13 protein-coding genes are annotated in these 13051 nt (G+C 74.0%); 9 read left to right on the top strand and 4 right to left on the bottom strand.

The window, feature by feature from the left end:
* Positions 1-106: 106 nt before the first annotated feature.
* Genes AD017_RS33280 through AD017_RS08015 form a run of 3 tightly spaced genes read right to left on the bottom strand, consistent with a single transcriptional unit; the run spans position 107 to position 2078 of the window.
* Positions 107-253 (bottom strand): DUF1059 domain-containing protein, encoded by a 147-nt coding sequence (locus AD017_RS33280; protein WP_064485457.1) that lies wholly within the window; start codon positions 251-253, stop codon positions 107-109.
* The gene (locus tag AD017_RS08020) at positions 250-1167 is read right to left on the bottom strand and encodes an alpha/beta fold hydrolase (protein WP_060573802.1); all 918 of its coding nucleotides are present in this window, start codon (positions 1165-1167) and stop codon (positions 250-252) included. Before AD017_RS08020 ends, AD017_RS33280 begins: the two co-directional genes overlap by 4 nt.
* On the bottom strand, positions 1164-2078 hold the full coding sequence (locus tag AD017_RS08015) for an enoyl-CoA hydratase-related protein (RefSeq protein WP_060573801.1): 915 nt from the start codon (positions 2076-2078) through the stop codon (positions 1164-1166). Before AD017_RS08015 ends, AD017_RS08020 begins: the two co-directional genes overlap by 4 nt.
* A gap of 240 nt (positions 2079-2318) precedes the next feature.
* On the opposite strand from AD017_RS08015, the gene AD017_RS08010 reads away from it, so the two are divergent.
* From AD017_RS08010 to AD017_RS07990, 5 genes are read left to right on the top strand one after another with little or no spacing between them, the layout of a single operon-like run.
* A complete protein-coding gene (locus AD017_RS08010) occupies positions 2319-3782 on the top strand; it encodes an aldehyde dehydrogenase (protein ID WP_060573800.1) in 1464 nt (487 codons plus the stop codon).
* Complete coding sequence (locus AD017_RS08005; protein WP_060573799.1) at positions 3779-4594, top strand: crotonase/enoyl-CoA hydratase family protein; 816 nt, start codon at positions 3779-3781, stop codon at positions 4592-4594. The genes AD017_RS08010 and AD017_RS08005 overlap by 4 nt, the downstream gene beginning before the upstream one ends.
* Complete coding sequence (locus tag AD017_RS08000; protein WP_060573798.1) at positions 4595-5776, top strand: sterol carrier protein; 1182 nt, start codon at positions 4595-4597, stop codon at positions 5774-5776.
* Positions 5773-6198, top strand: coding sequence for a Zn-ribbon domain-containing OB-fold protein (locus AD017_RS07995; protein ID WP_060573797.1), 426 nt, complete (start codon positions 5773-5775; stop codon positions 6196-6198). Before AD017_RS08000 ends, AD017_RS07995 begins: the two co-directional genes overlap by 4 nt.
* 34 nt (positions 6199-6232) lie before the next feature.
* Positions 6233-6832, top strand: coding sequence for a TetR/AcrR family transcriptional regulator (locus AD017_RS07990; protein ID WP_082399123.1), 600 nt, complete (start codon positions 6233-6235; stop codon positions 6830-6832).
* A 22-nt stretch (positions 6833-6854) separates the two neighbouring features.
* Here AD017_RS07990 and AD017_RS07985 read toward each other — a convergent pair whose 3' ends face one another.
* On the bottom strand, positions 6855-7508 hold the full coding sequence (locus AD017_RS07985) for a TetR/AcrR family transcriptional regulator (RefSeq protein WP_060573795.1): 654 nt from the start codon (positions 7506-7508) through the stop codon (positions 6855-6857).
* 281 nt (positions 7509-7789) lie between these two features.
* Between AD017_RS07985 and AD017_RS07980 the strand changes: the two genes are divergently transcribed.
* From AD017_RS07980 to AD017_RS07965, 4 genes are all read left to right on the top strand, one after another.
* Positions 7790-10192, top strand: coding sequence for a CaiB/BaiF CoA-transferase family protein (locus AD017_RS07980; RefSeq protein ID WP_227012690.1), 2403 nt, complete (start codon positions 7790-7792; stop codon positions 10190-10192).
* A 112-nt stretch (positions 10193-10304) separates the two neighbouring features.
* Positions 10305-11555, top strand: coding sequence for a cytochrome P450 (locus AD017_RS07975; protein ID WP_060573794.1), 1251 nt, complete (start codon positions 10305-10307; stop codon positions 11553-11555).
* A gap of 178 nt (positions 11556-11733) precedes the next feature.
* Positions 11734-11943 (top strand): ferredoxin, encoded by a 210-nt coding sequence (locus AD017_RS07970; protein WP_060573793.1) that lies wholly within the window; start codon positions 11734-11736, stop codon positions 11941-11943.
* 78 nt (positions 11944-12021) lie between these two features.
* Positions 12022-12951 carry a PDR/VanB family oxidoreductase gene (locus tag AD017_RS07965; protein WP_060576298.1) on the top strand — a complete coding sequence of 310 codons (930 nt, stop codon included), beginning with the start codon at positions 12022-12024 and terminating at the stop codon, positions 12949-12951.
* Positions 12952-13051 lie beyond the last annotated feature (100 nt).

Here is a 13051-nt window from a genome sequence, read left to right as displayed (position 1 = left end):
CCCACCCCGGCTCCAGGCCCCGCGGCAGACGCTCACGGAATGCGGCGGCGCTCGCGCGATCGGGCGAGCGTTCTCCGGTTCGGTGCGCGTCTGCGGGGCGCGGCCGTCAGTAGGCGATGAAGAGGATCTCGTCCCGGGAGTACTCGTGGTCCGGGTGCTTCGCGGCGAGGTGCTCCTGGGTCAGGCGGACGAGGTCGTCCTCGTCCTCGCCGTGGATCCGGGCCCCGCACGGGCAGGTCAGGTTGGTCTTCACGGTCGTCCCTCCGGTCGTCCGGTTCCGGCGGCCGCGCCGACCGCCACGTGCTCCATGAAGTCGAGCAGGCTACCGGTGAAGACGTCGTTGTCGTCCCCGGCGACCATGTGCCCGGTGCCGTCGACCTCGACGTACCAGGCGTCCGGCACCAGCTCGAGCAGCTCGCGCGCACCGGCCGGGCTGACCACGTCGGACCCGGCGCCGCGCACCAGCATGGTCGGCACCGCCAGGTCGCGCGCGGCCGCCCGCGCCCGCCGCTCGTTCGCGGACAGCGTCTCCGGCGCGGTCTGCCGCTCGTCGACGAGCCGCGGGTCCCAGTGCCAGTACCAGCGCCCGGCCCGGCGCCGCAGGTTCTTCAGCAGCCCACGCGGATCGCGGGGCCGCGGACGGTGCGGGTTGTAGGCGGCCACCGCGTCGGCGACGGCCTCCAGCGAGGGGAATCCCTCCTGCCCGTCCCGCATGAAGCGGGTGACCGCCGACGTCCCGGCCCGTTCCGTGGTCGGGGTGACGTCGACGAGGACCAGGCCGCGGGCGAGGCCCGGGTCGGTGCCGGAGGCGAGCAGCGAGGTCATCCCGCCGAGCGACGCCCCGATCAGGACCGGGGGCTCGTCGAACGTCCCGGTGACCGACCGGAGGTCCGCGACGTGCGCGTCGAGCGTGTAGTCGCCGTCCGGGGACCACTCGCTGTCCCCGTGACCGCGCAGGTCGAGGGCCAGCACCGTCCAGCCCGCCGCGGCGAGTCGCCGCGCGGTGTGCCGCCACGAGTGGCGGGTCTGGCCGCCGCCGTGCAGCAGCACCACGGCGCCGCGGCGGTCCGGACCGGTGGGCTCCCACCGGTCCGCGGCGAGCCGGACGCCGTCGCCGTCGAGGTGGACGGTGCGGCTGCCGGGCTCGTCCCGGACTCCCGCCGTCACCGGTCGCTCCGCACGGCGGTGGCCGGCTCCGGGGCCGCAGGCCAGTCCGGGACCAGGTGGAGCCGGTCGGCGATGCGGTCGCCGAAGGTGGCGGGCCGCTTCTCCAGGAACGCGGAGACACCCTCGGCCACGTCGCCACCCCGCCCGAGCTCGTCGATCGCGAGCGTCTCGATCCGGTGCGCCTCCCACGGGTCCGCGGCGCCGAGCATGCCCCACAGCAGCTTCCGGGACAGCGCGACCGAGGCGGGCGAGGTGTTCCCGGCGATCTCGGCGGCGAGCGACAGCGCGGTGTCCAGCAGCTCGCCGGTGGGCACGACCTGCGAGACCAGTCCGCCCGCCAGGGCCTCCCCGGCGTCGAACACGCGGCCGGTGCTGACCCACTCCATCGCGCGCGAGATGCCGACGATCCGGGGGAGGAACCAGGTCGACGCGGCCTCGGGCACGAGCCCGCGCCGCGCGAACACGAAGCCGAACCGGGCCGTGTCGCCGGCGATGCGGACGTCGGAGGGCAGCGTCATCGTCGCGCCGACCCCCACCGCGGCCCCGTTGACGGCGGTGATCACCGGCTTGCGGGAGGCGGCGATCCGCAGGGCGACGACACCCCCGAGGTCACGGGCCACGCCGTCGACGGTGCCGTGGTCGGCCCGCGGCGCGCCGGCGGAGTCGCCGGAGAACGTGTCGGTCCCGCGCTCCAGGTCGGCGCCGGCGCAGAAGCCGCGGCCGGCGCCGGTCAGGACGACGGCGCGCACCGCGTCGTCGGCGTCGGCGGTGTCGAAGGCGGCGACCAGCTCGGCCGCCATGGTCGCGGTGAAGGCGTTGAGCCGGTCCGGCCGGTCCAGGGTGATCAGTGCGGTCGCGCCGGTGATCTCGTAGCGGATCTGGGTGCGAGGCGGGGTGTCGGTCGCGGTCATGACCTTCCTCCGGCTTCCGGGGCCCCGGTCGGGGCCAACACGGCCGGACGGCGTTCCCGCGCACCCGGCCATAAATCATAAGACATTAGTTTTAGTATGCCCGGGCGCGTGCCGGACGTGGAAGCACTGCGGCGTGGCATACCGTGAGACATACAACGTTGATTGTCACATATTCTGCCGGATACCGTCCGCTCGCCGGACGCGACGCAGCGCCACCGGGCGCGGAATGGAGACCGGTTCGTGTCGAACGATCTCGCCAACGCCGTCGATCGCAGCACCTTCTTCGTCGGCGGTGACTGGGTCCCGCCCGCGGGGACGGAGCGGGTCGACGTCCTGGAGGCCGCCACCGGTACCGCCTTCGGCAGCGCGGCCCTGGCCGGCCCGGCCGACGTCGACGCCGCCGTGGCCGCCGCGGGCGACGCCCTGCAGGGCCCCTGGGGGGCGACGACCGGCGCCGAGCGCGCGACCGTCATGCGCCGGCTGGCGGCCGCGCTGAAGACCCGCGCCAAGGACACCGCCGCGCTCGTCAGCCGCGAGAACGGGATGCCCCGCTCGCTGTCGATCGGCGCCAACGGGTTCAGCCCGCCGCTGATGCTCGACTACTACGCGGGCCTCGCCGAGGGCCTCGACGCCGACGACGTCCGCTCCGGCATGCTGGCCCGGGTGCGGGTCCGCCGTGGCCCGGTCGGCGTCGTCGCCGCGGTGACGCCGTGGAACTACCCGCAGGCGCTCGCCGCGATGAAGATCGCCCCGGCGCTCGCCGCCGGCTGCACGGTGGTGCTCAAGGCCGCCCCCGAGACCGCGCTCGACGCCTACGTCTGGGCCGACGCCGCCGTGGAGGCGGGGCTCCCGCCGGGCGTGCTGAACATCGTCCCCGGCGGCCGGGAGGCGGGGGCGCACCTCGTCGCGCACCCGGGCGTCGACAAGGTCGCCTTCACCGGGTCCACCGCGGCCGGGCGGGCGATCGGCGAGGTCTGCGGCCGGCTGCTCCGCCCCGTCACCCTCGAGCTCGGCGGCAAGTCGGCCGCCCTGCTCGCCGAGGACGCCGACCTCGACGCGTTCCTCACCGCGCTGCCCGAGGTCTCGCTGGCCAACAACGGCCAGACCTGCCACGCGTGCACCCGCATCCTCGCGCCGCGCGGCCGCTACGACGAGATCGTCGACGCGATCACCGACACCGTCCGGTCCCTGCCGGTCGGTGACCCCCTCGACAAGCAGACCCGGATCGGCCCGCTGGTCAGCGCGGCGCAGCGGGACCGGGTACTCGGCCTGGTCACCGCGGGCCGGGACGCGGGGGGCCGGGTGACCACCGGCGGCGCCGTCCCGGCGGGGCAGGAGCGGGGCTGGTTCGTCGAGCCCACCGTGTTCGCCGGCGTCGACAACGACAGCGCGATCGCCCGCGAGGAGGTCTTCGGCCCCGTGCTGTGCGTCCTGCCCTACGACGACACCGACGACGCGGTCCGGATCGCCAACGACTCGGAGTACGGACTCGGCGGCACCGTGTGGACCACCGACCTCGACCGGGGGCAGGCGATCGCCGACCGGATCCGGTCCGGCACCGTCGGCATCAACCACTACGCGCTCGACGTCCTCGGGCCGTTCGGCGGGGTCAAGGCCAGCGGCCTCGGCCGCGAGCTCGGGCCGGAGGGCCTCGCCCCCTACGTCGACCTCAAGTCCGTCTACCTGACCCCGGAGTCCCGATGACCAGCAGTGCCACCCCGGCCGAGACCCCCGACGAGCCGGCCGCGACCTACGAGCGGCGCGGCCACGTCGGCCTGATCACCCTGAACCGGCCGCGCGCGATGAACGCGGTGAACTCCGCGCTGTCCGTCGCGGCCGGTGACGCGCTCGCCGCCGCCGGCGCCGACGACGAGGTGCGCGTCGTGGTGATCACCGGCGCCGGCCGGGGCTTCTGCGCGGGCGCGGACCTCAAGGAGGTCGCCCGCGGCAACCGGATCGACGACCGGGACCACCCGGAGCGGGGGTTCGCCGGGCTCGCCCGGCACTGGGTGGACAAGCCGACCGTCGCGGCCGTCAACGGCTTCGCGCTCGGCGGTGGCACCGAGATCGTCCTGGCCTGCGACGTCGCCGTGATCGACGAGACCGCCTCCCTGGGGCTGCCCGAGGTGAAGCGCGGCCTGATGGCGGCGGCGGGCGGGGTGATCCGGCTGGCCCGGCAGATCCCGCAGAAGGTCGCGCTGGAGGCCGCGCTGACCGGGGAGCCGATCCCCGCCGACCGCGCGCACGAGCTCGGGCTGGTCAACCGGGTCGCCCCCGAGGGCACCGCCCTCGACGTCGCTCTCGGCCTCGCCGGCGTGATCGCGGAGAACGCCCCGCTGTCGGTGCAGTACAGCAAGCAGGTCGTGCACCACTCCCGCGACGCCGGCTCCGACTGGGACGACCCGGCCTGGACCCTCAGCGACGACGCGATGAAGGTCGTGTTCGCCAGCCGGGACGCCCGGGAGGGCCCGACCGCGTTCGCCGAGAAGCGTGCTCCCCGTTGGGAGGGGCGCTAGATGACGGGTGCGGCGATCGCCGGTCTCGGCACGACCGCGATGGGCAAGATGTACGGCCGGTCCTCGACCTCGCTGGCGGCCGAGGCGGTGCGCGGCGCCGTCGCCGACGCGGGCCTGGCGCTCACCGATCTCGACGGGCTGCTCGTCAGCTCCGGGATCAAGCAGGACGTCGGGGTCGGGCTCGCCGCCGTCCTCGGTCTGCAGGACCTGTCGGTCCTGAACCAGGTGAACGCGTTCGGCGCGACGGCGGGTGTGATGGTCGCCCAGGCCGCGCAGGCCGTCGCCGCGGGCACGGCGACCACCGTCGCGTGCGTGTTCGCGGACAGCCCGCTGAAGCCCAAGGAGTCCGCGGGCTCGACCTACGGCGCCCCGCAGCGCAGCGGCCGGGGCCGGCCCGTGCGCGGCTACGCCGGGTGGTCGGTGGCCTCGGGCGCGACCAACCCGAACATCCTCTACGCGATGTGCGCGCGCCGGCACATGGAGCGCTACGGCACCACCTCCGAGCAGCTCGGCGAGATCGCCGTCGCGCAGCGGTCGTGGGCGACGCGCAACCCGCTGGCCCAGATGCGGGAGCCGATCACCCTCGCCGACCACCAGGAGTCGCGGTGGATCGCCGATCCGCTGCATCTGCTGGACTGCTGCCTGGTGAGCAACGGCGCCGTCGCGGTCGTCGTGACCTCGGCGGAGCGCGCGGCCGGGCTCGCGCGGCCCGCGGTGCACGTGTGGGGCTACGGCCAGGCCCACGCCCCGCGGCGGATGCAGGCGGGCTCCGACTGGGGTCTCGTCACCCCGGCCGCCCGTTCCGGGCCGCAGGCCCTCCGGATGGCCGGCGTCGGGGTCGGCGACGTCGACGTCGCCGAGATCTATGACTGCTACACCTACACGGTGCTCGTGACCCTCGAGGACTACGGGTTCTGCGCCAAGGGTGAGGGCGGTGCGTTCGTCGCCGACGGGCGCCTCGCCCCCGGTGGCACGCTGGCCTGCAACACCGGCGGCGGCCAGCTGTCGTCGTACTACATGTGGGGCTTCACGCCGCTGTCCGAGGCCGTGATCCAGGCGCGGGCCGACGGCGGGGAGCGCCAGGCGCCCCGGAACGACGTCGTGCTGGTCAGCGGCAACGGCGGGATCCTCGAGCACCACTCCACGCTGGTGCTCAGCCCGCACGAGAGGAGCGGACGGTGACCGGCTTCCCCCAGGTCGAGCGGGACGACACGAGCGCCGCGTTCTACGACGCGGCGGCCCGCGAGGAGCTGCTGATGCAGCGCGGCCCGTCCGGCACGGTGCTGCCCCCCGAGGCCAGGACCGACCCGGCGAGCGGATCGGCCGATCTCGAGCCGGTGACCGTCTCCGGCGACGGCGTCCTGGTCAGCTGGGCGGTGGTGCACCGCGCCCCGCTCCCGGCCCTGGCCGACGCCGTGCCCTACGTCAGTGCGGTCGTGGAGCTGGCGGAGGGGCCGTGGATCATCGTGCGCCTGGTCGGCGACACCCGCTCGCTCAGCGCCGGTGACCCGGTGCGGGCACGGTTCGTCCGCTCGGGGGCTCCCGAGGACCCCGGCGAGGTGTTGCCGGTGTTCGAGCCGGTCGCGACCGGTGTGACCAGCTAGCATCGACGGGGTTTTCGACAGGGAGGGGCCGGACGTGGCACGAGGGCGAGGGCCGTTCGCGGGCGGGCCGGAGCAGGCCCGGCGCCAGCTGGTGGTGGCCGCGGAGGAGTGCTTCCTGGACTTCGGTGTGCGGCGTACGACGATGGACGACGTCGCGCGCCGGGCGGGCGTCTCGCGCCCGACCGTCTACCGCTACTTCTCCGACCGGGACGCACTCGTCGTCGAGGTCGTCACGCGCCGGGCACGGATCTTCGGGGTCCGGGCGCGGGAGTACATCTCCGGTCGCCCCGACTTCCCGTCGAAGATCGTCGACGGGCTCGGCTACCTGGTGCGCGGCGGGCGGCGGGACCCGATCCTGAGCGCGTTGCTCCAGCCGGACAACCTGTCCGCCACCAGCGGGATCCTCACCGCGGGGAAGGTCGCCGAGCGGCTGTCCTTCGAGGTGTGGGAGCCGATCCTGATCGCCGCCCAGGAGGCGGGGGAGATGCGGCCCGAGATCGACCCGCAGGAGCTCTGCGGCGTGATGGCCGACCTGGAGCTCATGATGATCGGGCGGCAGGACCTGCTCGACCCGGACGGGCCGGGCGTGCGCGAGCTCGTCGGCGACTTCCTGCTGCCGGCGCTCGCGGCCTGACGCCGGGTGCCCGGCCGCCGGCTCAGCCGGCTGCCGGCACCGGGACCGTGCCGTAGGTGCCGGCGCGGTGCAGGGCCGGCGCGACGAAGGTCTGCATGAGGGAGCGCTGCGCCTCGTCGGTGCTGCCGGGCCGGTTGGTGCGGCTGAGCACCACGAGCTCGATGTAGGTCAGCCAGGTGCAGAACGCCGTCACGTCGAGATCGGCGCGCACCTCGCCCGCGTCCTTCGCGTCCTGCACGATCGGGCCCCAGAGCTCCGCGGACAGGGTCACCGGCAGCCGGGACGCTTCGGGGTGCCCCTGCATGCCCTCCATGAACTCGAGGCTGACCAGCTGCTGGAGCATGGGATCGCGGCTGCCGGCGTCGACCAGGAAGATCATGCCGTCGACGAGCTTGTCGTCGATCCGCGCACGCGTGTCGATGAAGCGGCGGGCCCGCTCCAGCAGGTCCCGGGCGCGGGACAGCAGGACCCCGAGCACGAGGTCGTCGCGGTTCGAGTAGTGCCGGTAGACGGTGGGCCGTGACACCCCCGCCTCGCGCGCGATGTCGTCCATCGTCGTCTTGGTGATACCCAGACGCAGGTAACAGGCCTCTGCGGCGAGCAGGATCGCCGTCGCGGGGTCGGACACCCGTGTCCGGGCGGCCCGGGGCCGACCGCCACCGGAGCTCTTCGACATGGCACCTCTTCTCGAAGCTCGACCGCAGGGTACCCCGCCGCCGGACGCACCGATGATCGATCGTTGGGCCGGACGGCGCAACGGCCGCCATGACACGTGACCCCCGCGCGCGGGCGCCTGCTGCGTGTCCCGCCCGTCCATGGTGCCATGTGATACGAAAAACATGGAGTGTCCGGTGTAGTGATCTCGGGCGCGGAGGTAGCCTCCCTTCTTATCTATATTCTTTAGATTTCCGGGTGAGTGGCCGCGACGACGCGGCCGGGACCGAAGGGGCGCACTGCGTGAGCGGTACGAGCATCCAGCACGACGTCCTCCCGCTGGCAGGGCTGCGGATCATCGACCTGGCCGACGGGGCGGCCGAGGGGTGCGGACGCTACCTCGCCGACCTCGGCGCCGACGTCCTGCGGGTCGAGCCGGCGGGCGGTTCGCCCGGGCGGGCCGACCGGCTCGGGTTCGCACTGCGCAACGCGAACAAGCGCAGCACCGTCCTCGACCTCGGGTCCGGCGCGGGACGGCAGCGGCTGCTGGAGGAGGCCCGCCACGCGGACGTCCTCGTCGAGTCGTTCACCCACGACGAGGCCGCCGCGCTCGGTCTCACCCCGGACGACCTCGCCACCGTCAACCCGGAGCTGGTCGTCGTCTCGGTGACCGGGTTCGGCCGCACCGGGCCGTACCGCGACCGGGTGGCGACCGAGGACGTGCTGGCCGCCGCCGGCGGCGTCCTGTGCCGGTCGGGCCGGCCGGGCGGGACCCCGCTGCTGCCGCCCGCCGGGCTCGTCGACCAGCTCGTCGCCGTGCACGCCGCGTGGGCGACGCTGGTCGCCTACGTGAAGCGGCTGCGGACCGGGGCGGGCGAGCACGTCGACGTGTCCGCGCTCGAGGCCGTCGTGCACGGGTTCGACCCGGCCTTCGGCGCGCAGGGCACGGCCGCGGCCGGCCGCGCCGAGACGTTCCCCCGGGACCGGCCCGACGCGGCCAACTTCTACCCGGTCTTCCCGTGCGCCGACGGGAGCGTGCGGATCTGCCTGCTGGCGGCCCGGCAGTGGCGTGCGATGTTCGCCTGGCTCGGCGAGCCGGAGGAGTTCGCCGATCCGCGGTTCGACGCCATCCCGGCCCGCTTCGCCGCCTCGGACCGCCTCAACCCGCTGATCGCCGAGCTCTTCGCCGGATCGACGCGCGACGAGCTCGTCGCCGAGGGCACCGCCCGCGGCATCCCGGTCGCGGGCATGCTGAGCCCGGACGAGGTGCTCGGGGCGGAGCACTTCCGGGAGACCGGCTCGCTGGTGGAGACCGAGCTCGCCGACGGCCTCCGGGCGATCGTGCCGTCCGGCTACGTGACCGTCGACGGCGTCCGGGCGGGCCTGCGCACCCCGGCCCCGGGCCCGGGGACCGACGCCGGCGGGTTCGGCGAGGCGCCGCCCCGGGACCTCGGCCTGCCCCCGCTACCCGCCGGTGCCGGACCGCTCACCGGGGTCCGGGTGCTCGACCTCGGGATCATCGTCTTCGGTGCCGAGCTGGGCCGGGTGTTCGCGGACCAGGGCGCGGACGTGATCAAGGTCGAGAACAGCGCCTACCCCGACGGGCTGCGCCAGACCCGCAAGGGCGGCGGGATGAACCCCTCGTTCGCCTGGGGGCAGCGCAACAAGCGGGGTCTCGGTCTCGACCTGCGCAGCCCCGAGGGCGGCAGGCTCTTCCGGGAGCTGGTCGCCACGGCGGACGTCGTCCTGGCCAACTTCAAGCCGGGCACGCTCGAGTCGCTCGGCTTCTCCCGGGCCGAGCTCGCCGCCGTCAATCCGCGGATCGTCGTCTCCGACAGCAGCGCGTTCGGCGCACGCGGGCCCTGGCGGAAGCGGATGGGATACGGGCCGCTCGTGCGCGCCTCCTGCGGACTCTCGGCGCTCTGGCGGGACCCCGCGGCGGATCCCGCGGACCCGGCCGCGTTCTGCGACGGGTCGACCGTCTATCCCGACCACGTGGCCGCGCACGTCACCGCGGTCGCGGTGCTCGCCGCGGTGATCGGGCGGGCCCGCACCGGCCGGGGCGGCGCCGTCGACACCGCCCAGGCCGACGCGGCGCTCGTCGCGCTGGGCCCGGTCCTGGCGCGGTCGTCGCTGCGGCCCGGGACGGAGTCGGCGGAGGGGAACGCGCGGCGCGGTGCGGCACCCTCCGGTGTCTTCCCCTGTGCGGGTGACGACGAGTGGTGCGTGATCACTGTCCGTGATGACGAGACCTGGCCTCGGCTCGCGTCCGCGACCGGTCTGCCCGACGATCCGGACCTCCGGACCGCCGAGGGGCGGCTGACGCGGCGCGGGGAGATCGAGGAGGCCCTCGCCCGGTGGACCGCCGGGCACTCCCCGGACAAGGTCGCCGAGATCCTGCAGGGGGTCGGCGTGCCGGCGGCCGGGATGCTGCGGCTGCCCGACGAGCTGACGGATCCGCAGCTCGTCGCCCGCGACGCGTTCCACACGCTCGAGCACGAGCAGCTGTCCGCCGCGGTCCCGACCGGTGCCCGGATCGCCCGGTTCTCCACCGTGCCGGACCCGGAGCTGCGCCCGGCCCCGATGCCCGGGGAGCACACCCGCCGGATCTGTGCCGAGGTGCTCGGCCTGCCGGATCCGGTCGTCGACGAGCTCGTCGAGGCGGGGGTCCTGCAGGTCCACGACCCCGGCTCGGCGAACGGGTGAGGTTCCACCCGACCCGGGGTCGACGTCGTCACCCGCATTAGCTACGTTACCGCGAGACAATATCCGTCGTTTGTCATGTTGCGTGTCACCGGCGACCGAACAGGAGCGACCCATGACCACCACCCAGGCCGACCTCACCCCCGAGCTCGTCGTGGACTTCGACATCTACGACCCGTCCGTCACGATGCCGGTCGATCGGATGCAGGAGAAGGCGGCCGAACTGGCCGCCATCGGGCCGATCGTGTGGTCGACGACCCACGGCGGCCACTGGCTCGTCACGTCGTACGAGCACGTCCACGCGATCCTGCGGGACCCGGAGACCTTCTCCAGCCACCCGAACAACCTGGTCGACGCCGGGCAGGGCAAGTTCCTGCCGATCGAGCTCGACCCGCCGGAGCACACCTCCTACCGGCAGGCGCTGCAGCCGCTGTTCAGCCCCAACCGGATGAAGGTGCTGGAGCCCCGGATCCGCGAGATCGTCATCGAGCTGATCACCTCCTTCCAGGCCGACGGGAAGGTCGAGTTCGTCGAGAAGTTCGCGCACGAGCTGCCGACCCAGGTGTTCCTGGCCCTGATGGGGTGGCCGCTGGAGGACGCGGCGCTGTTCACCGACGCCACCGAGGTCGCGCTGAACGGGCGTCCGGGCGAGACCCCGGAGCAGGCCGCGGAGTCGCGCACGAAGGCCGCCTACGAGATGTTCGGCTACTTCATGAAGGTCATCGCCGAGCGCCGGGCCGCCATCGCGTCCGGTGACGCCGCCGCCGAGGACGTCACCAACGCGATCATCGACACCGAGATCACCGACTCCGAGGGCGTGCAGCGCCCGCTCACCGACGACGAGCTCGCCCGGATGTTCTTCCTGCTGCTCATCGCCGGCCTGCACACCACGCAGGGCTCGCTCGCGTGGATGATGCTGCACCTCTCGCAGAACACCGAGGAGCGCGACAAGCTCATCGACGACCCGGGCGCGGTGCCCGCGGCGGTCGAGGAGATCCTGCGCTACGAGGCCGCGATCGCGATGGGCCGCCGTGCGACGACGGACGCCACGATCGGCGACATCACGGTGCGCGCGGGCGACCAGCTGCTCCTGCTGCTGTGCGCCGCGAACCGCGACGAGGGCGAGTTCGACGAGCCCGGCTCGCTCGACGTCGAGCGCACGCCGAACCGGCACCTCACCTTCGGCTCGGGCCCGCACCGCTGCATCGGGTCCCACCTGGCCCGGCTGATGCTGAAGATCGCGGCGGAGGAGCTGCACCAGCGGATCCCGGACTACCGGCTCGACCCGGAGGACCCGCCCGTCGTCCTGCCGAGCCAGGTCCGCGGGTTCGCGCGACTGTCGCTGCTGTTCACCCCGGTGGGCTGACAGCGGCCGGAGACGTGAGGCCGGACCGGGCGCACCCCCGACCGGAGAGCACCGACGTACCCCGGTCGGGTGGGCTCCCGGGCGCCCGGTCCGGTCTCCGTGTGCGGTCCGGCACGCCGCCGGGCACACGAGACGGACGGGCAGGACCGCACGGCATCGAGGACACGAGGAGAGCGACATGGAACAGCACCTCACGGTGGACCGGAAGGCCTGTGCCGGGCACGGGCTCTGCTACGGAGCGGCACCGGACCTCGTCGACTGCGACGAGCAGGGCGACCCGGTCGTCCTGGCCGACCCGGTCCCGGAGGCACAGGTCGGCGAGGCCCGGCAGGTCGTGGACATGTGCCCGGAGCGGGCACTGGCCCTGGAGCAGACGCAGCCGGTCTGACCGGCGGCGGCACCGGGCGTGGGAAGGAAGGTCATCGAGGTGGGTAGGTCCGATCCGGCATCCGTGCACGACATCGACATGGAGGTCGCGGACCGGGAGACGGTCGCCGACGGCGTCGTGCGGCTGACGCTGCGCGGCGCGGACGGGCGGCCGCTCCCGGAGTGGGAACCGGGTGCACACCTGGACCTGCACCTCGGCGACGACCTGGTCCGGCAGTACTCGCTGTGCGGCGATCCCGGTGACCGCGAGGCGTACCAGGTGGCGGTGCTGCGGGAGCAGCCCGGCCGGGGCGGCTCGGCGCACGTCCACGACGTGCTGGAGACCGGCACCGCGCTGCGGGTCCGCGGGCCGCGGAACAACTTCGCGCTGGCCGAGGCGCAGCGCTACCTCTTCGTCGCGGGCGGGATCGGCATCACGCCCGTCGTCCCGATGATCGCGGCCGCCGAGAAGGCCGGCGCCGAGTGGCGGCTGGTGTACGGCGGCCGCTCCCGCGCCTCGATGGCCTTCGTCGACGAGCTGGTCGAGCGGTACGGCGACCGGGTCGAGGTCGTCCCGCAGGACGAGCGCGGCCTGCTCGACCTCGACGGGCTCCTCGGTACCCCGCAGGACGACCTGCTCGTGTACTGCTGCGGGCCGGAGCCGCTGCTCGCCGCTGTCGAGGAGCGGTGCGCGTCGTGGCCGGGTGGCGCGCTGCACCTGGAGCGCTTCTCCCCGAAGGAGGTCGCCGAGCCCGCCTCGGGCGACTCGTTCGAGGTCGAGTTCGCCGGCTCCGGGGTGACCGTGACCGTGCCACCGGGGGTCAGCATCGTCGACGCCGCCGCCGAGGCCGGCGTCGAGATCGAGACCTCGTGCCGGGAGGGCACCTGCGGGACCTGCGAGTCCGAGGTGATCGAGGGCGTCCCGGAGCACCGGGACTCCCTGCTGACCCCGGACGAGCAGGCGGCGAACGACGTGATGTTCCCCTGCGTCTCGCGGTGCCTGTCCGGACGGCTCGTGATCGATCGCTGAGCGGACGCCGAACTGCACGGTCGGGACTCCCGTGCTAAACCTTAAGGCTATAGAATAAGTCCGACCAGTTCTCGATCCGCGACGTCACCGGTCGCGGGAG

The sequence above is a fragment of the Pseudonocardia sp. EC080619-01 genome (genome assembly GCF_001420995.1).
GTDB lineage: Bacteria > Actinomycetota > Actinomycetes > Mycobacteriales > Pseudonocardiaceae > Pseudonocardia.
The sequence above is the reverse complement of the archived record's forward strand: the minus strand, read 5'-3'. Positions and strand labels throughout refer to the sequence as shown.

Coding starts and splice junctions, on each gene's coding strand:
- AD017_RS08015 (WP_060573801.1), bottom strand. CDS start 2,078: ATGACCGCGACCGACACCCCGCCTCGCACCCAGATCCGCTACGAGATC.
- AD017_RS07965 (WP_060576298.1), top strand. CDS start 12,022: ATGGAGGTCGCGGACCGGGAGACGGTCGCCGACGGCGTCGTGCGGCTG.
- AD017_RS08005 (WP_060573799.1), top strand. CDS start 3,779: ATGACCAGCAGTGCCACCCCGGCCGAGACCCCCGACGAGCCGGCCGCG.
- AD017_RS07975 (WP_060573794.1), top strand. CDS start 10,305: ATGACCACCACCCAGGCCGACCTCACCCCCGAGCTCGTCGTGGACTTC.
- AD017_RS07970 (WP_060573793.1), top strand. CDS start 11,734: ATGGAACAGCACCTCACGGTGGACCGGAAGGCCTGTGCCGGGCACGGG.
- AD017_RS08000 (WP_060573798.1), top strand. CDS start 4,595: ATGACGGGTGCGGCGATCGCCGGTCTCGGCACGACCGCGATGGGCAAG.
- AD017_RS07985 (WP_060573795.1), bottom strand. CDS start 7,508: ATGTCGAAGAGCTCCGGTGGCGGTCGGCCCCGGGCCGCCCGGACACGG.